Source organism: Cellulomonas sp. NPDC057328, from assembly GCF_042667215.1.
Classification (GTDB): Bacteria; Actinomycetota; Actinomycetes; order Actinomycetales; family Cellulomonadaceae; genus Cellulomonas.
In genome coordinates, this window is sequence record NZ_JBHUZW010000016.1 from 20,503 (window position 1) to 38,397 (window position 17,895).

At 74.9% G+C, this 17,895-nt stretch carries 19 protein-coding genes; 11 read left to right on the plus strand and 8 right to left on the minus strand.

Going from position 1 to position 17,895, the window contains the following annotated elements; translation table 11 throughout:
- Positions 1–68: 68 nt before the first annotated feature.
- On the minus strand, positions 69–833 hold the full coding sequence (locus ACFUMH_RS05015) for an SRPBCC family protein (RefSeq protein WP_378201331.1): 765 nt from the start codon (positions 831–833) through the stop codon (positions 69–71).
- 224 nt (positions 834–1,057) lie between these two features.
- On the opposite strand from ACFUMH_RS05015, the gene ACFUMH_RS05020 reads away from it, so the two are divergent.
- From ACFUMH_RS05020 to ACFUMH_RS05035, 4 genes are all read left to right on the plus strand, one after another.
- Entirely contained in the window at positions 1,058–1,801 is a 744-nt protein-coding gene (locus tag ACFUMH_RS05020) for a class I SAM-dependent methyltransferase (protein WP_378201334.1), read from the plus strand.
- A gap of 453 nt (positions 1,802–2,254) precedes the next feature.
- Positions 2,255–3,157: a lytic polysaccharide monooxygenase gene (locus ACFUMH_RS05025; RefSeq protein WP_378201337.1), complete on the plus strand. Its 903-nt coding sequence runs from the start codon at positions 2,255–2,257 to the stop codon at positions 3,155–3,157.
- A 100-nt stretch (positions 3,158–3,257) separates the two neighbouring features.
- Complete coding sequence (locus ACFUMH_RS05030; RefSeq protein ID WP_378201340.1) at positions 3,258–3,851, plus strand: GNAT family N-acetyltransferase; 594 nt, start codon at positions 3,258–3,260, stop codon at positions 3,849–3,851.
- A 204-nt stretch (positions 3,852–4,055) separates the two neighbouring features.
- A complete protein-coding gene (locus ACFUMH_RS05035) occupies positions 4,056–4,622 on the plus strand; it encodes a dihydrofolate reductase family protein (RefSeq protein ID WP_378201343.1) in 567 nt (188 codons plus the stop codon).
- A 44-nt stretch (positions 4,623–4,666) separates the two neighbouring features.
- Here ACFUMH_RS05035 and ACFUMH_RS05040 read toward each other — a convergent pair whose 3' ends face one another.
- Positions 4,667–5,446 carry a class I SAM-dependent methyltransferase gene (locus tag ACFUMH_RS05040; RefSeq protein WP_378201346.1) on the minus strand — a complete coding sequence of 260 codons (780 nt, stop codon included), beginning with the start codon at positions 5,444–5,446 and terminating at the stop codon, positions 4,667–4,669.
- Positions 5,447–5,484: 38 nt separating this feature from the next.
- On the opposite strand from ACFUMH_RS05040, the gene ACFUMH_RS05045 reads away from it, so the two are divergent.
- The gene (locus ACFUMH_RS05045; RefSeq protein WP_378201349.1) at positions 5,485–5,844 is read left to right on the plus strand and encodes an iron chaperone; all 360 of its coding nucleotides are present in this window, start codon (positions 5,485–5,487) and stop codon (positions 5,842–5,844) included.
- A 171-nt stretch (positions 5,845–6,015) separates the two neighbouring features.
- Here the strand turns inward: ACFUMH_RS05045 and ACFUMH_RS05050 are convergent, their stop codons facing one another.
- Positions 6,016–6,711, minus strand: a complete 696-nt coding sequence (locus ACFUMH_RS05050) for a TetR/AcrR family transcriptional regulator (protein ID WP_378201352.1) — start codon at positions 6,709–6,711, stop codon at positions 6,016–6,018.
- 93 nt (positions 6,712–6,804) lie between these two features.
- Between ACFUMH_RS05050 and ACFUMH_RS05055 the strand changes: the two genes are divergently transcribed.
- Both ACFUMH_RS05055 and ACFUMH_RS05060 read left to right on the plus strand, forming a co-directional pair.
- Complete coding sequence (locus tag ACFUMH_RS05055; RefSeq protein ID WP_378201355.1) at positions 6,805–7,224, plus strand: hypothetical protein; 420 nt, start codon at positions 6,805–6,807, stop codon at positions 7,222–7,224.
- 113 nt (positions 7,225–7,337) lie between these two features.
- Positions 7,338–8,957, plus strand: a complete 1,620-nt coding sequence (locus ACFUMH_RS05060) for a cellulase family glycosylhydrolase (RefSeq protein ID WP_378201358.1) — start codon at positions 7,338–7,340, stop codon at positions 8,955–8,957.
- A 261-nt stretch (positions 8,958–9,218) separates the two neighbouring features.
- On the opposite strand, the gene ACFUMH_RS05065 is transcribed toward ACFUMH_RS05060, so the two are convergent.
- On the minus strand, positions 9,219–10,196 hold the full coding sequence (locus ACFUMH_RS05065; protein WP_378201361.1) for an alpha/beta fold hydrolase: 978 nt from the start codon (positions 10,194–10,196) through the stop codon (positions 9,219–9,221).
- Between the two features lie 179 nt (positions 10,197–10,375).
- Here ACFUMH_RS05065 and ACFUMH_RS05070 point away from each other — a divergent pair, with 179 nt between their 5' ends.
- Positions 10,376–11,113 (plus strand): class I SAM-dependent methyltransferase, encoded by a 738-nt coding sequence (locus tag ACFUMH_RS05070; RefSeq protein WP_378201364.1) that lies wholly within the window; start codon positions 10,376–10,378, stop codon positions 11,111–11,113.
- Positions 11,114–11,144: 31 nt separating this feature from the next.
- On the opposite strand, the gene ACFUMH_RS05075 is transcribed toward ACFUMH_RS05070, so the two are convergent.
- The 3 genes from ACFUMH_RS05075 to ACFUMH_RS05085 all read right to left on the minus strand — a co-directional run bounded on the left by ACFUMH_RS05075 (position 11,145) and on the right by ACFUMH_RS05085 (position 13,401).
- A complete protein-coding gene (locus tag ACFUMH_RS05075) occupies positions 11,145–11,594 on the minus strand; it encodes an HIT family protein (RefSeq protein WP_378201367.1) in 450 nt (149 codons plus the stop codon).
- Positions 11,595–11,759: 165 nt separating this feature from the next.
- Positions 11,760–12,509: a phosphotransferase gene (locus ACFUMH_RS05080; protein ID WP_378201370.1), complete on the minus strand. Its 750-nt coding sequence runs from the start codon at positions 12,507–12,509 to the stop codon at positions 11,760–11,762.
- 58 nt (positions 12,510–12,567) lie between these two features.
- A complete protein-coding gene (locus ACFUMH_RS05085) occupies positions 12,568–13,401 on the minus strand; it encodes a hypothetical protein (protein WP_378201373.1) in 834 nt (277 codons plus the stop codon).
- A 99-nt stretch (positions 13,402–13,500) separates the two neighbouring features.
- Here ACFUMH_RS05085 and ACFUMH_RS05090 point away from each other — a divergent pair, with 99 nt between their 5' ends.
- Both ACFUMH_RS05090 and ACFUMH_RS05095 read left to right on the plus strand, forming a co-directional pair.
- Positions 13,501–14,022, plus strand: a complete 522-nt coding sequence (locus ACFUMH_RS05090) for an AAA family ATPase (protein ID WP_378201376.1) — start codon at positions 13,501–13,503, stop codon at positions 14,020–14,022.
- A 110-nt stretch (positions 14,023–14,132) separates the two neighbouring features.
- On the plus strand, positions 14,133–15,302 hold the full coding sequence (locus ACFUMH_RS05095) for a VOC family protein (protein WP_378201379.1): 1,170 nt from the start codon (positions 14,133–14,135) through the stop codon (positions 15,300–15,302).
- Positions 15,303–15,336: 34 nt separating this feature from the next.
- Here the strand turns inward: ACFUMH_RS05095 and ACFUMH_RS05100 are convergent, their stop codons facing one another.
- A complete protein-coding gene (locus tag ACFUMH_RS05100) occupies positions 15,337–16,269 on the minus strand; it encodes a cold-shock protein (RefSeq protein ID WP_378201382.1) in 933 nt (310 codons plus the stop codon).
- A gap of 358 nt (positions 16,270–16,627) precedes the next feature.
- Here ACFUMH_RS05100 and ACFUMH_RS05105 point away from each other — a divergent pair, with 358 nt between their 5' ends.
- On the plus strand, positions 16,628–17,893 hold the full coding sequence (locus tag ACFUMH_RS05105) for a benzoate/H(+) symporter BenE family transporter (protein WP_378201385.1): 1,266 nt from the start codon (positions 16,628–16,630) through the stop codon (positions 17,891–17,893).
- Positions 17,894–17,895: the final 2 nt, after the last annotated feature.

The following is a 17,895-nucleotide window of genomic DNA, read 5'->3' on the forward strand; positions in this document are numbered from 1 at the left end:
GCGCCGGAGGACCGGCGCCCCGTCGGGAGCGCTCGGCGCGGTGGGCGCCGGGTGCTGCACGCGAGCCGTCAGATGCGAGAGCCGTCGCCGCCGTCGACGTCGTCCACCACGAGCGGGTCAGCCTCGACGCCGCTCACCGGCGCGGTCGTGGGCGGCACGGTCTCGTCGACGACGGGGACGACGGGCGGCGTCGGGTTCGACAGGTCGACGCCCGTCACCTCTGTCTCGTCGGAGCCGCTGCTCCGGCCGGCCACCACCGCGGCCGCCGCAGCCGCCGCGACACCGAGGCCCGCGGCGGCGACCTTGCCGGACACCCCGGCGTGGCCGCTGTCCCCGCGCGACGCCGCCGCGTCCTCGACCCCGGGGGTGCCGGTGACCCCGGTCCCGATCGACCCGCGCCAGGCGCCCGTCGCGTAGCCCTCGTCCTCGATGAAGGCCTTGAACCGCTCGAGGTCGCGCTCGGCCTGGTTCTCGACGACGTTCAGCTTGTCGCCGACCTTCTCGACGAGGCCCTCGGGCTCGTACTCGAGCGACAGGTGCACCGACGTCTGGCCGCCGCCGACGTCCTCGAACGTCACCGCGCCCGCGTTCGTCGCGCCCGAGGTCGCCGCCCACGACACCTTCTGGTTCGGCACCTGGTCCAGGACCTGGGCCTCCCACTCGCGGCGCACCCCCGCGATCTCGGCGACCCAGTGCAGGCGGTCGTCGCTCAGCTGCGTGACCTTCGTGACGCCCCCCATGAAGTGGGGGAACTCCTCGAACTGCGTCCACTGGTTGTAGGCGACGCTGATCGGCACGTTCACCAGGATCGACTTCTCGACCTTCGTCGTCATGTTCTCTCCTCCGGTTGGGCGGTGGCACCGCGGGGGTCGTGCGGCGGCCCTTTCAGCATCGCCTCGCGGCGCTGATCGTGCCCGCCGGAGGTGCGAGCGCGGCGCAGACCCGGTCCCTCGGACAGGGGAGCGGCACGTCGGGTGGGCGCATGGGCAGCCTCCAGGGCACAGGGCCACCGTCAATCCCGTGGACCGCTGGGGTGCTCGCTGCGATCGTCGAGGCCATGGACCAGGACGACGTCTGGGACGCCGAGACCGCGCAGCACTACGACACCCCGGGCACCGGCATGTTCGCGCCCGACGTGCTGGGGCCGACCGTGGACCGGCTCACCGTGCTGGCGGACGGCGGGCGGGCGCTCGAGCTGGCCATCGGCACCGGCCGGGTCGCCGTGCCCCTCGCGGAGCGCGGCGTGCCCGTCGTCGGCATCGAGCTGTCACGGCCGATGCTCGAGCAGCTGCGGACCAAGGTCGACGAGGCCACGGTCCCGGTCGTCGTGGGCGACATGGCGACCGCGGTCGCGCCGGGCGCGTTCTCGCTCGTCTACGTCGTCTACAACGCCATCTCCAACCTGCTGACCCAGGAGGAGCAGGTCGCGTGCTTCCGCAACGCCGCGCGGCACCTGGTGCCCGGCGGCCGGTTCGTGGTCGAGCTGTGGGTACCGGAGCTGCGCAAGCTCCCGCCCGGCACCGAGGCGACCGTCTGGGCGCTCGAGCCCGGCTACATCGGCCTCGACACGTACGACCTGCTGCACCAGCGCGTCGTCTCCCACCACTTCTCGTTCGACGAGAGCCGCGAGGCCCGTCTCGGCCGCAGCCCGCACCGCTACATCTGGCCCGCGGAGCTCGACCTGATGGCTCAGCTGGCCGGCCTGACGCTCGAGAGCCGGCACGCCGACTGGTCCGGGGCCGAGTTCACCGCCGGGTCACGCTCGCACGTGTCGGTCTACCGCTCGCCGTCGACGCGGTAGACGCCGTACCGACCCGTCCTGGACCGGCCGGCGCGGTTGACCACGTGGACGGTGGAGCCTGCACGGCGGGCGCGGCGATCTCGGTGAGGTCCTCGACGCCGCGCGACGTCACGACTTCTTCCGGTACAGAGGTGAGCCGGCTCCGCGGCTCCGCGCGCGGGACCTCTGGCGGACCCGTGATCGGTCACCGCAGCGGGCGGACCGCGAGGTCGCGGGGATCGTGCGAGGACGCGGGCTCCCACCCGCGACCTCGCACGGAACCTACGACCTCGCGACCTCGCCCGCGACCTCTCGGTGGGCTCAGCGGAGTGGCGACCCTCCCGGGGGGGGCGACGCCCGACCCCACCTGCGGCGGTTGCTGAAACGGTTCTGTACCTGTCTGCCCGGCTCGCCGACCCGTACGTTCGAACGCGCCGCTCTGTCCGACCCCCCACCCGGTCGAGGTGACCCCCCATGAGATCTCTCGCTCTTCCCCGTGCTCCGCGGTCCACCGCCGCACGGCTCCTGCTGTCCGTGATGACGGTGCTGGCGCTGACGCTCGCACTGCTGACCGCCGCTCCCCCGTCCGCCCAGGCGCACGGGTGGATCTCCGACCCGCCCAGCCGGCAGGACCTCTGCTACACCGGCGCCGTGAAGGACTGCGGTCCGGTCCAGTACGAGCCGTGGAGCGTCGAGGCTCGCAAGGGCTCGATGGCGTGCTCCGGCGGCGGCCGGTTCACCGAGCTCGACAACGAGTCCCGCGCGTGGCCGCGGCAGGCGCTCAAGACCAACCAGACGTTCACCTGGGACATCGTCGCGAACCACTCCACGTCGACGTGGGAGTACTTCGTGGACGGCCGCCTGCACACCACGATCAACGACAACGGCGCGCTGCCGCCCAAGCGGTTCACCCACCAGATCAACAACCTGCCCGAGGGCAACCACAAGATCTTCGTCCGGTGGAACATCGCCGACACGGTGAACGCGTTCTACCAGTGCATCGACGCGTACATCACGCCCGGCGGCAACCCGGCACCGCAGCCGACGACCACGCCGACGCCCCAGCCGACGTCGACGACCCCGGCGCCGCAGCCGGGCACCGGCGCCTGCACCGCCACCGTGCGTGCCGCCAACTCGTGGGGCGGCGGCTTCCAGGGTGAGGTCACCGTGAAGGCGGGCAGCGCGGCGATCAACGGCTGGAAGGTCACCGTGAACGGCGCGACCATCACGCAGGCGTGGAGCTCCACGCTCAGCGGCAGCGACACGCTGGCCAACGCCGGCTGGAACGGCAGGCTCGCCGCCGGCGCCTCGACGACCGCGGGCTTCATCGCCAACGGCAGCGGCAGCGGCCTGACCGCCACCTGCACCGCCAGCTGACCGGTACCGACCGGCGCTACGACGACCGGCCGGGGCGACGACGCCCCGGCCGGTCGTGCGCGTGCGGGTGCGGGTGCGGGTGCGGTGCGACCATCGCCGCATGGACGTCCACCGCGGGCCCGCACGCCGACGGCCCGATGCCGGCACCGGCGCCCTGGGCGGGCTCCCCGCGGTGCGCGTCGGCTCCCCCGTCCACCTCCGCCCGCTGACCCACGACGACGTGCCGGTCCTGGCCTCCTGGGCCGACGACGTCGAGCTGTGCCGGGAGGCCGGGTGGTCGACGGGCCTCGCGCGCGAGCGGCACGTGGCGTTCTGGCGAGGCGTGGTCGACGCCCCGCCCCCGGAGCTGCTCCGGCTCGGTGCGGTGAGCGAGGGTGCCCTGGTGGGCTACGTCGACCTGCACGGTCTCGGGCCGGCGCGTCGGGAGCTGGGCGTCCTCATCGGTGTCCGCGCCCGGTGGGGCGACGGGCTGGGGCGCCAGGCCGCCGCGGCCGCGCTCGACCACGGCTTCGGTGCCCTGGGGTTGACGGAGGTCTGGGCCGAGGCGCTGGACGCGAACGGGCGCTCGGTGCGCCTGCTGCGGCGTCTGGGGATGCGGGAGACGGGACGCGGCGGCGAGGAGGACTTCCTCGGCCGGCCGTCCTTCTACCGGCAGTTCACCGTGACGTCCGCGGAGTGGCGACGGTCGTCCTGACCTGGTCGGACAGCCGCTCCGCCACCGGTTGGTCCAGGGCGGCTGACGCCGGCCGTGAACAGCGCTCAGCGCGTCCGAAGCGCACGCACCGGGCGGACTCCCTGGACGCGCGCGACCACCGGCCGGCTGTGCCGCGGTCCCGTCCCTTGCCGGTACCTCCGTGCCGCTGCCAACCTGGAGGCCCCGTCCGGCCGGAGGCCACCCATGGGCAAGCTGATCTACGCAGCCAACGTCTCGCTCGACGGTTACCTGGAGGACGAGGGCGGCGCGTTCGACTGGTCGGAACCCGACGACGAGGTGCACGCGTTCTGGAACGAGCACGAGCGGGGCATCGGCACGTCGCTCTACGGCCGCCGCATGTACGAGGCGATGCGGGTCTGGGAGACCGACGACTGGCTCGCGGACCAGACCGACGTCGTCCGCGAGTACGCGGGCATCTGGCGCGACGCCGACAAGGTCGTCTACTCCACGACCCTGCAGGAGGTGACGACGGCGCGGACCCGCATCGAGCGGGCGTTCGAGCCCGAGGCGGTGCGCCGGCTCAAGGAGACGTCCGCCGCGGACCTGAGCGTCGGCGGCGCGGCGCTCGGGGCGGAGGCGTTCCGGCACGGCCTCGTCGACGAGTGCGTGCTGCTCGTCTACCCGGTGCTCGTGGGCGGGGGCAAGCCGGCGCTGCCGCGGGGCGTGCGGCTCGACCTGGAGCTGCGGGACCACCGACGGTTCGGCAACGGCGTAATCCACCTCCACCACGCGGTCCGCAGCGCGACCTGACGTCCGTGGCGCCCGGGCGGGAGGCGGCTTGCGTCGCGACGAGGTCAGGGCGTGGCGATGACGAGGCGCATCGCGCCCTCGTACTCCGCCTGCGTGCGCAGGTGCCCGTGCGCCCGGTCCCACGCCCCGCCGGCGAGGTCGTCCGCGAGGCGGTCGACGCCGCGCTGCACGGCGGCCGCGTCCGCCAGGCCGAAGCCCGAGGTGGCCGCGCGGACCTCCGGGTCCAGGAACGCCTCGGGGCGGCCGTAGAACGCCTCCCCGAACCCGTCGACGCAGTCCAGCGGCACGGGGACGACGTCGACGCGCACCTCCGCGCTCCCCGCGGCGAGGACGTCGACCACGCGGTCGATCGCCGGGAACCGCGTCTCGTCCAGCGCGATCACCTCGGGGAAGTAGTCGGCCAGCCAGAACCGGCGCAGCGCCGGGGCGTCGACGGTGAGGACGACGACCGGCCCGCGGCTGACCCGGCGCATCTCGCGCAGCCCCTGCTCGACGTCGGTCCACTGGTGGATGGTCACCATGGCCATCGCCGCGTCGACGCTGTCGTCGTCGAACGGCAGCCGCTCCGCCGTGGCGTCGACCGCCGGCGCTGCCGTGGCGGGACGCTGCGCGCGCATCGTCGCCGACGGCTCGACCGCGAGCACGTACCGGTCGGCGGGCTCGTACGAGCCCGTCCCGGCGCCGACGTTGAGCACGGTCCGGGCGGCGCCGAGGGCCGCGTGCACCCGGGCCTCGATCCGCAAGTCGGGCCGGCGCAGGACCGCGTAGCCCTGGCCGTGCCGCTCGTAGTCGACGTCGCCGGCCGGACGCTCACGGGTCACCATGGCCAGATCCCACCACCGACCCCGAGGGGGACGCCACCATGTCCACGCCAGCCGACCACGACGCCTACGTCGCCGCCGCGCCCGAACCCTTCCGGCCGGAGCTCACGCGGTTGCGCGCGATCCTGGCCCGGACCCTGCCCGACGCGGAGGAGATCGTGGCGTACGACATGCCCGGCTTCCGCGTCGGCGGCACGGTCGTCGCGAGCTACGCGGCGTTCAGCAGGCAGTGCGGGCTGTACGTCCTCGCCGACGCCGTCGCCCGGTACGCCGACGAGATCGCGGCCGCGGGCCTGAAGGCCACCAAGACCGGCATCACGTTCACGCCGCGCCGCCCGATCCCCGAGGACCTCGTCGAGCGGCTGGCGAGCGCGTCCCGGGAGGCCGCCACCGGCGCGTGACCTCGCCGCCGGGTGTACGAGGTCGCGGGTTGCGTGCGAGGTCGTGGGTCGCAGCCCGCGAGGTCGCGAGGTACCCGCGACCTCGCGATACGGCGGGGGGCCGACCCGGTGGTCGCGCGGGACGTCCGTGCCTCACCGGTCGCGTCCGGGCAGGCAGGTCCCGACCGCGGGCTAGCCCGCCGCCGCTGCGAGCAGGCTCTCGATCTCCGTCTCCAGCAGGAGGCCGGCGTCCAGCCCCATGCCGGCGAGGGCGCCGGTGATCTCGAGCGAGACGAGGCCGTGGACCCGGGACCACGCGAGCACGGCGAGGCGGAGTGCCGCCGGGGCGAGGTCCGCGGGCGCGCCCATGCCCTGCGCCCAGCGGGTCAGCGCCTCGTCGAGCGGGGTGCCGCCGGCGGGTGCGGACGCCGCGGCGATCTCGCCCAGCGCGGCGAGCACGGGGAGCATCCCCACGTTGACCGCGGCGACGCCGGCCGGCGGGTCGGGGACGTCCCGCGACCGGTCGGAGAAGAGCATCGTGTACCGGCGGGGATGCGCCGTCGCCCAGGTGCGGTAGGTGGTGAGCGCGAGGCGCAGGCGCGCGTGCGGACCCTCGTCCGCCGCGCCCCCGACGGCGTCCGCGACGGTCGAGCCGAGGTCCGCGTACGCGTCGACGACGAGGGCCGACAGCAGCGCCTCGCGCGACGGGAAGTAGCGGTAGAGCGCCGGGGGCGTCATGCCCATGCCCTTACCGACGGACGCGATCGTCACGTCGTGGGCGCCGCCCGCGTCGAGCAGCTCGAACGCGCGCTCCTTGATCTCGTCGACCGTCTGCTGCCGCAGGCGTTCACGGCGGGGGACGGGCTCATCGGCGGCGGTGCGGGGCACATCGGCAGCGTAGCGTCGTTGCGCGCGCTACGGTGCGTCGGTAGCGTTATGCATCGTAACGTCGATGAAGAGCAGTAGCGACAAGGAGATGTCATGACCACCACCACCGCAACCCCCACCGTCGTCGCCCCGCCCCGGCGCGGCCTCGACCGCGTCGGCCGCGCGATCATGGCGCTCAACGCCGTCGCCGCCCTGGCCGCGTTCGCGAGCGGCCTCGTCATCACCGCCGGCGTGACGGACGACCGCCTCATCAGCGAGACGTGGCGGACGCTCGCCTACGTCGTCTTCGCCGGCATCTGGACGCTGCTCGCCGTCGCACCGCGGCGCCACCCGGGCCTGTGGGAGCTCCTGCTCTTCCACAAGGGCGCGGTCACCGTCTACTCCTTCGCCATGTGGGACCGCCTGGCCGACGCGCCGGAGACGGCGCTCGTCGACCTGGTGGTCACGGTCAGCACGGCGGTCGCGTACGTCCTGTGCCGCGGCTGGCGCGCGTGGCGGCGGCCGGCGTCCTGACGTCGTCGGTCCGGACGCGCACCGGGCATGTGAAGCGCTTCGACGACTGCCCGCCGGGGCGTCGGGCTGGTGGGATGCCGTGACCGTTGAAGCCCGTCGGAGGGACAACTCCCGTGCACGTCCTGCGCAAGGTGCTGACCGCGACCGCGGCGGCCGTCGTCGCCGTCGTCGGCTCGATCGCCGTCACCAGCACGGCGAACGCCGCCGCCGGCTGCAAGGTGGACTACACCGTGGCCGGCCAGTGGCAGGGCGGGTTCCAGGCGGGCGTGCAGGTGACCAACCTGGGCGACCCGGTGACCGCCTGGGACCTGCGCTTCACCTTCGGCGCCGGGCAGACCGTCAGCCAGCTGTGGAACGGCACCGTGACGCAGTCGGGCGCGGCCGTCTCGGTCCGCAACGCCGGCTACAACGGGTCGATCCCCACCAACGGGTCGGCGTCGTTCGGCTTCATCGGCACGTCGGCCGGGAGCAACCCCGCGCCGACCGGCTTCACGCTGAACGGCGTCGCCTGCACGGGCAGCCCGGTCACGCCGACGTCCACGCCGTCGACGTCGCCGACGTCCACGCCGACCCAGACGCCGCGGCCCACGCCCACCCCCACGCGGACGCCCACGCCGACGCCGACCCCCACCGGCGGGCCGGTCACCGTCGGCGCGACGCAGCTCGTCGCCGACATGGGCGCGGGCTGGAACCTCGGCAACCAGCTCGAGGCGAACATCGACGGCGTCCCGAGCGAGACCGCGTGGGGCAATCCCGTCGTCACGGGCGCGCTGCTCGACCGCGTCAAGGCCGCCGGCTTCCGGACCGTGCGCATCCCGGTGTCGTACCTCGCGAAGATCGGCCCCGCCCCGAGCTACACCGTCGACGCCGCGTGGCTCGCCCGCATCCGCGAGGTCGTGGACCTGGCGTACGACCGCGGGCTGCACGTGATCATCAACATGCACGGCGACGGGTACAAGAGCGTCGGCGGCGCCTGGCTCATCTGCGACGCCCCGAACCAGGACCAGATCAAGGACAAGTACCGGGCCGTCTGGCAGCAGGTGGCGTCCACGTTCCAGAACTACGGCGGCCGGCTGATCTTCGAGTCGATGAACGAGAACTTCGACGGCCAGTACGGCGCCCCCACGCAGCCGTGCTACTCGAACATCAACGCGTACAACCAGGTCTTCGTCGACACGGTGCGGCGGACCGGTGGCACCAACACCTCGCGGTGGCTGCTCGTGCCGGGCTGGAACACCAACATCGACTACACGACCGGGAGCTACGGCTTCGTCATCCCGACCGACAGCCACCGGTCGTCGGCGATCCCGGCGGGCCAGCAGCGCCTCATGATCTCGGCGCACTACTACGACCCGTGGGACTTCACCGGCACGGAGAGCGGCGCGATCACCCAGTGGGGGCCGAACGCGGCCGACCGCGCGCGGACCTCGACGTGGGGCCAGCAGGACTTCATGGACGCGCAGCTGAAGAAGATGCACGACGCGTTCGTCGTCAAGGGCTACCCGGTCTTCATCGGCGAGTACGGCTCGATCGACAAGACGGCGTTCGACGCGACGAACAACCGGTACCGCGCCGACTACGCCGGCACCCTGGTCGCGACGGCGAAGAAGTACGGCGCGGCCACCGCCTACTGGGACAACGGGTACAACGGCCAGTACGGGTTCGGGCTGTTCGACCGGCAGACCGCGACGGTGACGCAGCAGGGCATCATCGACGCGATCATGGGCCGCTGACGGGGTCCCACCCCGAACCGCCCGCTGACGTCCTCCACCCGCGCACCGCCCGCCCGGTGCGCGGGTGGAGGACGTCCACGCCGGCCGCCGTGCTGCCGGTGGTCGCGGGAGCCGGCGAGGTCGCGGGATCCGGACGAGGTCGCGGGATCCGGACGAGGTCGCGGGTCCGGACCCACGACCTCACGACGAACCCGCGACCTCACGGACCGAGGGCCGGACGGACGGCAGACGTCAGCAGCGCGAGCAAGTGGGCTCGACGGGCTACCCGGCGTCGCGCTGCTCCAGCCACGTGAGGATGGCCCGGGTCGTCTCCTCGGGCCTCTCCTGCTGGATCCAGTGGCCGCAGTCCAGCTCGAGGACCTCGACGTCGGGCACGAACGTCGTGAGGTTCGCGGCACGCGCGACCGTGTCGCGCGTGCCGTGGATCATCAGCGCGGGCCGGCGGACGACCGGGTCCACGTCCGCCAGCAGGTGCCAGTTGCGGTCGAGGTTGCGGTACCAGTTCAGGCTGCTCGTGAAGCCGGAGGTCTCGAACGCGGCGACGAAGACCGCGAGCTCGTCCTCGCTCATCAGCGGCTCGCCGAGGGGCGCCTCCTGGCGGGCGAGGTCGATCAGCATCATCCCCGGTCGCGGCTCCGCCGACGGCTGGTTCTTCCGGTACAGGTTGCGCAGAAACCGCGAGGTGTCCGCCTCGAGGACGGCGTCCGCGACACCGGGCTGCCGGTTGAGGTGGACGAAGTAGAAGTCCTCGCCGAGCACGTCCGCCATGCCCTCGACCCACGGCCGCTCGCCGCGCTCCTGGTACGGCAGGCTCAGGGCGACCAGCTTGTCGACCCGGTCCGGGTGCAGCATGGCCAGCCCCCACACGACCATCGCGCCCCAGTCGTGACCGACGAACACGGCGTCGTCGTACCCGTAGTGGTCGAGGAGGCCCACCAGGTCGCCGGTCAGGTGCGCGATGTCGTAGTCGGTCACCTCGGGCGGTCGGGACGAGCCGCCGAACCCCCGCTGGTTCGGCGCGATGACGTGGTAGCCCGCCGCCACGAGGGCCGGCACCTGGTGCCGCCACGAGTAGGCGAGCTCCGGCCACCCGTGGCACAGGACGACGGGCCTGCCCCCGTTCTCCCGGCCTGCTTCGACCACCTCGAGCACGACGCCGTCGACCGGCACGAGGGTCGGCTCGGGGAGGTCGACGGGGGCGGGGTGGGACCGGACGGAGGGGCTGGTCGGTGAGGTCATGCCGTCACGGTCGTCCGAGAACAGGTCACCCGGTGACCGGTTCGTCGCGCCGCTTCGACGGCGGGTGCCGAACCGGTGGTCGTGCAGCACCGGCGGCCCGCGGTGCTGCACGACGACCGGGTCGACCGGAGAAGGTCGGCTCGTCCACCACGCGGTCCGCCGGGCGCTAGCGTGCGGCCGTGAGCGCCGCCGAGTTCTACACCGCGATCGTCGCCGACGTGTACGGCCTGCTGCGCGGTACGCACTTCGACGCCGCGCCGTACCTCGCGTTCGTGCGGTCCGAGGGCGAGCCCGCCCTGGAGCTGGGGTGCGGGGACGTCGGACCGTTCCTCGAGCTCGTCCGTCAGGGGATCGACGTCGAGGGGGTCGACTCCTCGGCCGACATGGTCCGCCGGTGCCGGGAGAGAGCCGCGGCGGAGGGCCTGTCGCCGGTGGTGCACCACCAGCGGATGGAGGACCTCGCGCTCGACCGGCGGTTCCGTGCGGTCTACCTCGCCGGTCCCACGTTCAACCTGCTGCCCGACGACGCGACGGCAGCACGGGCGCTCGCCGCGATCGGACGCCACCTGCTGCCCGGCGGCGCCGCGCTCGTCCCGCTGTGGACGCCGCCGCCGACGCCCGAGGACGAGATCGGGCGCGTTCGCGAGGCGGTGACGGACGACGGCCAGCGGGCGTCGTTCGCGATCGTCGGCGAGGTCCACGACCCGGCGGCACGCACCCGGACCAGCCGCGTCCGCTACGAGCTCGAGCACGCCGACGGCACCGCGGTGCTCGACCGGGACTGGGTCCTGCACTGGTACACCGACGACGGCTTCGCGCGCATGGCCGCCGACGCCGGCCTGACCGTCGAGTCGGTCGACGAGCCGGGCGCCGCCGAGCGGGCCGTCGTCCTCCGCCGGGGCGCGCAGGACGTCTGACGCGCGTCGTCCCGGGAGGGACGGGCGCCCGTCAGCCCCGCGACGCGAGGGCGTCCCGGACCGCACGCGCGTCGCCGTCGAGCAGCGCCCGCTCGCGCTCCGCTGTGTCGGGGACCAGCGTCCAGCCGTCCCCCGCGTACCGCGGGATGACGTGGAGGTGCAGGTGGAACACCGTCTGGAAGGCGACCTCGCCGTCGCAGACGAGCACGTTGATCCCCTCGCACCGCAGGGTCGAGCGCCGCAGCGCCCGCGTCAGGTCGTGGCCGACGGACCACACGTGCGCGCCCGTCGCGCGGTCGAGGTCCTCGAGGCCCACCGCGTGCGTGCGCGGCACGACGAGCAGGTGGCCGCGCGTGACCGGCGCCAGGTCCATGAACGCCACGACGGTGTCGTCCTCGTGGACGACGCTCGCCTCGGCCTGGCCGGCGACGATCGCGCAGAAGATGCAGTCCTGTCCGGCCGGCGTCGCGTCCTGCGTCATGGCAGCACCCTGCCAGCCCGTCGGCACCGGTGCCGGCAGGCCGCGAGATCGCGGGCCCCGTGCGAGCGCGCGGGCCAGAGCCCGCGACCTCGCGACGAGCCCGCGACCTCGCACCCGGGCGCGGGGCGACGGCGGCTCGCCCGGCCGGACGACGCCGGCGTCGCCCTACGCGTCCCGCATCCGCGCCCTGAGCACGTCGAGCTCGCAACCCGGCGCGTCCGGGTCGAAGCCGTGCTCGATCAGCCACCTGGACGCCACCAGGCTCCGCAGCGACCACCACGCGCGCACGACGTCGCGGTCCACGCCGTCGGTGCCGTACCCCGCCAGCAGGTCGTCCAGGCGCTCCTCGTGCCCGAGGGTCAGCGTCGCCAGGTCGGCCATCGGGTCGCCCGGCCCGGCCTCGGACCAGTCGATGACACCCGTGACCTCGTCGTCGTCGACGAACACGTGCGTGATCTGCAGGTCGCCGTGGACGAGCGCGGGCGTCCACGGCCGGAGCGCGACCTCGGCGATCTCGCGGTTGCGCCGGACCACGTCGGCCGGCACCACCGAGCTCGCGAGCAGCCACGCGCACTCGCGGTCGAGCTCCGCCCGCACGTCGTCGACGCTCGTGCCCGGCCACGGCGGCACCGGCGCGTCGTGCAGCCGCCGGACGCAGGCGCCCACCGCCGCCCAGGCCGCCGCAGATGCGTCGGACGGTCGACCCAGCACGCCCAGCGCCCGGCCGGGCACGGCGGAGATCACCAGCACGGGCGGGCGGTGCCAGAGGACCGCCGGCGTCGGCACGGGGACCATCGCCATCGCGCGTACCTCGACGTCGTGGTGCGCGGGGTCGCCGTCCACCTTCAGGAACGTGTCGCCGACGCGCAGCGTCACGCGCTGGCGGTGGGCGACCACGACCTCGATCTCGTCCATCGGCAACCATCCTGACGCCGGCGGCCGCGGACGTCGCCGGCATCTCCCGCGGTGCGGGTCAGCGGGCGAGCAGCGGATCAGGCCGGTCGGCGTAGGTGCGCGGGAGGAGCCGGACGGCGGCGCGCGGGCCGACCGTCAGGCGCACGCCCAGCGTCGCGAGCACCCGCGCGACGTCGGCGGCGGCGAGCGAGCCGTGCCGCTCCAGCACGAGGTGGACGCGGCCGTGCGCGCGCTCGGCGCGGTGCACCCCGAGGACGGTCGTCGAGACGGTCGTGTGCCGCGGGAGGCGTGCGCGGGCCGCCGCCTCGTCGGCGTGCTCGAGCAGGACGAGCTCGCCGGCGCCGGCCAGCTCGGCGCGCAGGGCGTCGGCGCGCCAGTGCGCGGGGGCGTCCGCGCCGCCGGTCACGTGCCGGGACCGGTTCGCGGACGAGACGGCGAGCAACCCGCCGGGGACGGCGTCCGCGGCCGCCCTGAGGAACGCCTGCGACGGGCAGGCGTCGCCGGGCACGATGACCTGGGTCGTCGTCCTCCCCGCGTCCTGCGCCGTGAGCGCGGGCGGGACGTGCGCCGCCGCGGGCCCGCGGAAGCCGAACGGGCCGAGCGCGCAGAAGGCGTCGACGACGTCCGCCACCAGGCCGGCCGGCACGCCCCGCGGGAGCGCCGCGAGGTCGAACGCGTCGAGCACCCGTCCCGCCGGCGCGGTCAGGCTGCCCGTCTGGTCGTGGGGGCGGCCCTTGAGGTCGTTGAGCCGCCCGACGGCGTCACCCCGGGCGGTCAGGGCGTAGATGTTCGCGAAGCCGTGCGCGACCGGGCGGCCGTCGGCGAGCAGGCGCGCCGCGTGCGCGACGTCGTCGGGGCGGTCGAGGACGAGACGTGCGTGGTCGTCGGGCATGCGAGCCTCCAGGTGTCACCAGGAGGACCCGGCGACCGCCCTGCGGATACGTCCGCGCCGGTCCGGGACGCCTCGGCGCACCGCGCTAGCGTGGCGGCCGTGATCGTCTGGCTGAACGGCACCCACGGCGTCGGCAAGACCACGACGAGCGCGCTCGTGCAGCAGCGGATCCCCGGCTCCCGCGTCCTCGACGCCGAGAAGGTCGGCGAGACGCTCATGGACATCACGCCCGGGCTGCCCGCGACCGACAACTTCCAGCACTGGGCGCCGTGGCGGCCGCTCGTCGTGGACACCGCGCGGCGCGTCCTGGCGTACACCGGCGGCACGCTCGTCATGCCGATGACCGTGCTGGTGGAGGCGTACTGGCGCGAGATCAGCGCGGGTCTCGCCGACCACGGCATCCCGGTGCGGCACGTCGTCCTGCACGCCGAGCCGGCGGCCCTGCGCGCCCGCATCCTCGGCGACACCGTCATGGGACCGTCCCCGTTCCGCCTTGCGTACGTCGAGCAGTACGCCGAGGCGGCGCGCACCTGGTTGCACGACGCCGCCGAGGTCGTCGACACCACGGACCTGACGCCGCCGCAGGTCGCCGACCGGGTCGTCGGCACGGCAGGGCGGTGAGCGGCCCGGCACGACGGCGAGAGCCAACCGCAGGGCCCGGGACGGGAGAGGCTGCGTCCGGAACGGATTCGTCCGGAATGCGTCCTACGGTGCCGGAGGAGGTGGTCGGCATGACACAGGTCGAGACGGGCTGGTGGGTGGTCGACGGCGTCGCGACGGCGTGGTTCGAGGCGCCGTCGCTGACCGCGGCCGCCGCGCTGGCGGCACGGGTCGTGGAGGTGCTCCCCGACGCCGCCGTCGACGTGCGGGCGACGGGCCTGCGCGTGCGCGTCGACCCCCGGCACACCGACGCGCCGGCGGCGGTGCGGGAGCTCGGGCCGGCCGCGGACCCCGCGCCGCTGCAGCAGCTGAGCGTCGTGGTCGAGTCGCCGGACCCGTCGGCGGTGCGGCCGTTCTGGCAGCGCGTGCTCGGCTACGCGGCCGGCGAGGACGGCGGCCTGGTCGACCCGTTGCGGCGCGATCCCGCGCTGCGGATCCGGCAGGACGGCGAGGCGCGGCCGCTGCGCAACCGCATCCACCTCGACGTCGTGCGGCCCGCTGCCGCCGTCGGGCAGGCGGGCCTCGGTGCCGGGTCCGGGCCGTACGGCGTCCGCCACGCCGACGCGGACGGCAACGAGGTGGACCCGGTGCCGGGCGACGCCCTCGGCGACAGGCCGGGGACGGCGGACTGGCAGACCGTGTTCGGCGCGACGGCGTGCTACCGCACCACCTCGCCGGCGCGTCAACGCGACCTGGCCGCCGCGGCGGCGGCGCTCGCCGACGACGCCGGCTTCCCGCTGCTCGTCGACCTGCGCCCCGGGCTGGTGGTCCTGGACACCGGCAAGGACCTGTGGGAGGAGGACGCCCACGGCCTCCCGGTCGACTTCACCGACCTCGCCGGGCACCTCCAGGCCGCCGCCCACGATCTCGGCGCGACCGCGGACCCCGGTCTGCCGCGACTCGTCCAGCTGTTCCTCGACGCTGCCGACGTCGCCACGGTCCGAGCGTTCTGGATCGCGGCGCTCGGCTACGCCGAGGACCGGCGCGCCGGGCTCACCGACGTCGTCGACCCGCGCCGGCTCGGTCCCGTGCTGGCGTTCCAGGACCTCGACCCGTCCGAGACCGAGCGTCGCCGGCAGCGCAACCGCGTCCACGTCGAGCTCGCCGTGCCGCCGGACGCGGCACCGGGGCGCGTCGCGACGGCGGTCGCGGCCGGTGGCCGGGTCCTCGACGCGGCGGACGGACGCTGGCGCGTCGCCGACCCGGAGGGCAACGAGCTGGTGGTCGTCGGCGGGGCGTGAGCGCCCGGTCCGTCGGCCGGGTCGGCCCGAGGGGTCAGATCAGCTCGACGCCGTCCGCCTGCGGCCCGCGGTCGCTCTGCCGGACCTTGAAGCGGACGCGGTCGCCCTCCTCGAGCACCTCGGCGTCGCGGACGACCGACACGTGCACGAACAGGTCCGGGCCGCCGGCGTCCGGGGTGATGAAGCCGAAGCCGCGGTCGGCGTCGTAGCGCGCGACGACGCCCTCGCCGCCGCGCACGGGTGCGCCGGACTCGCGCGGGCGGCTCGGCCGGCCGCGGTCGGGTGCCGGTGCGCGCCGGGGTGCCTGCCCACCCACGAGCCGCACCTCGCGCGCCTGCGGACCGCGGTCGCTGTCCGCGACCTCGAACGTGATGCGGTCGCCCTCGACCAGCTCGGTGACGCCCATGAGCGCGCGGGCGTGCACGAAGACGTCCTCGCCGCCGTCGTCGCGCGTGGCGAACCCGAAGCCCTTGCCCGTGTCGAAGAACGTCACGGTGCCGTCGGCGCCGTCGGACGCGGCGGCCCGGCCGGCGTCGGGACCGAGCGGCAGCAGGTGGTCCGCCTGCGGCCCCTTCTCCCCCGGGACGACGAGGAACGCGACCCGCTGCCCCTCGGTGACCACGCCGCCGCCCACGATGGCGGAGCTGTGCAGGAAGATCTCGGCGCCGCCGCCGTCGGGCGTCAGGAAGCCGTAGCCCTTGGTGGGCTCGTACCAGGAGACGGTGCCGAGCACGCCGAGCGCGGCGTCGGCGGGCACGTCGCCCGTGACGCGGACGCGGCGCGCGACCGGGCCGCGGTCGCCCTCGCCGACCTCGAACTCGACCTCCTGCCCCTCGCGCAGCACCCGGGGCCCGTCGTCGCCGACGATCTCGGACGCGTGGACGAACAGGTCGTCGGCGTCGTCCCCGAGGGCGAGGAAGCCGAAGCCTCGCTCGGCGTCGAACCAGCGGACAGTTCCGTGCGGCACGGGTGACTCCTCGTGAAAGCGGTGGTTGCTCCCTCCAGTGTCCCCGACCGGAGGCGGGCCGGCGTCCCGTGCGCGTCGTCCGCCCGCGCGGGCGGGGACTCCAGCGCCGGAACGGCGAGCTCGTGCGCGAGGTCCTGCCGGTGCGCGGGGTGTGGTGGCGGGACGTGTCGCCGCGCGGGTGCTCGTCTCGCAGGCGGCTACGCCGACCCACGCGCTCATGGACCGGCTCTGGCGGGAGCGGATCGTCCGGCTGCTGACCTGACCCGCCGCCGGGCCGGGCCGGGCGTGGGACGTACAGTCCCCTCGCGGCGTGCGCTCTCGGCGCCGACCGGACGTCGAACCAGGGGGACATCACACCATGCGTCGCGACACCCCCACGGACCCCGCGCCCGACGCGGCCCGCGGCGGACGGGAAGGGTGGTCGCGGCCGGTCTCCGCCGGCGTCGTCTCGGCGCTGGTGGGCTTCACCAGCGCGTTCGTCGTCGTGCTGGCGGGGCTCACGAGCGTGGGCGCGGACCCCGACCAGGCGGCGAGCGGCCTGCTCGCGGTCACCGTCACGATGGGGCTGTCGTGCATCGTGCTCGCGTGGTCGACGCGGATGCCGATCACGTCCGCGTGGTCGACGCCCGGTGCCGCGCTGCTCGCGACGACCGGCGTGGTGGACGGCGGGTGGCCCGCCGCGGTCGGCGCCTTCCTGGTCACCGGGGTGCTCGTGGTGCTGACCGGGCTCGTGCCGCCGCTCGGGGCGCTCGTCGCGCGCATCCCCACCGCGGTCGCCCAGGCGATGCTCGCCGGCGTGCTGCTGCAGCTGTGCCTCGGGCCGGTGACGGGGCTGGCGGCGAACCCGCTCGCGGTCGCGCCGGTCGTCGTCGTGTGGCTGCTCGCGCTGCGGTTCGTGCCGCGCTGGGCGGCGCCCCTCGCCTTCCTCACGGCGGCGGTCGTCATCGGCATCCACGTCGCCGCCTCGGGGACGGCGGTCGACGGCGCCGCCCTCGTGCCGCGCGTCGAGCTGACCGCGCCCGTGCTCACGCTCGGCGGCGTGGTCGGCATCGCCCTGCCGCTCTACCTGGTGACCATGGCGTCGCAGAACGTCCCGGGCGTCGCCGTGATGAAGGGCCTCGGGTACGAGGTGCCGTGGCGCCGGTCGATGCTGGTGACCGGCGCCGCCACCGTGCTGAGCGCGCCGGCCGGCGGTCACGCCGTCAACCTCGCCGCGATCAGCGCGGCGCTCGCGGCCGGCCCGGAGGCGGGCGAGGACCGGGACCGGCGCTGGGTCGCGAGCGTGACCGCGGGCGGCGTCCTCGTCGTGCTCGGCGTCGGCTCCGCCGCGTTCGCCGCCCTCGTGTCGCTGGCGCCTGTCGGGGTCGTCGCCGCCGTCGCCGGGCTGGCCCTGCTCGGCACGCTCGCGTCGTCCCTGCGGGCGGCGCTGGCGGAGCCGGGCGAGCAGGTCGCGGCCGTCGTAGTGTTCGTGACCGCCGCCTCGGGCATCGCCATCGCGGGGGTCAACGCGGCCTTCTGGGCGCTGCTCGCGGGGCTGGTCGTGCGGGCGGTGCTCGGGGTGCGGCGCCCGGCAGGGCACGGGTCGGCCGCGACGGCGGACGCGCGTGCGCCACGCGTCCCGTAGGC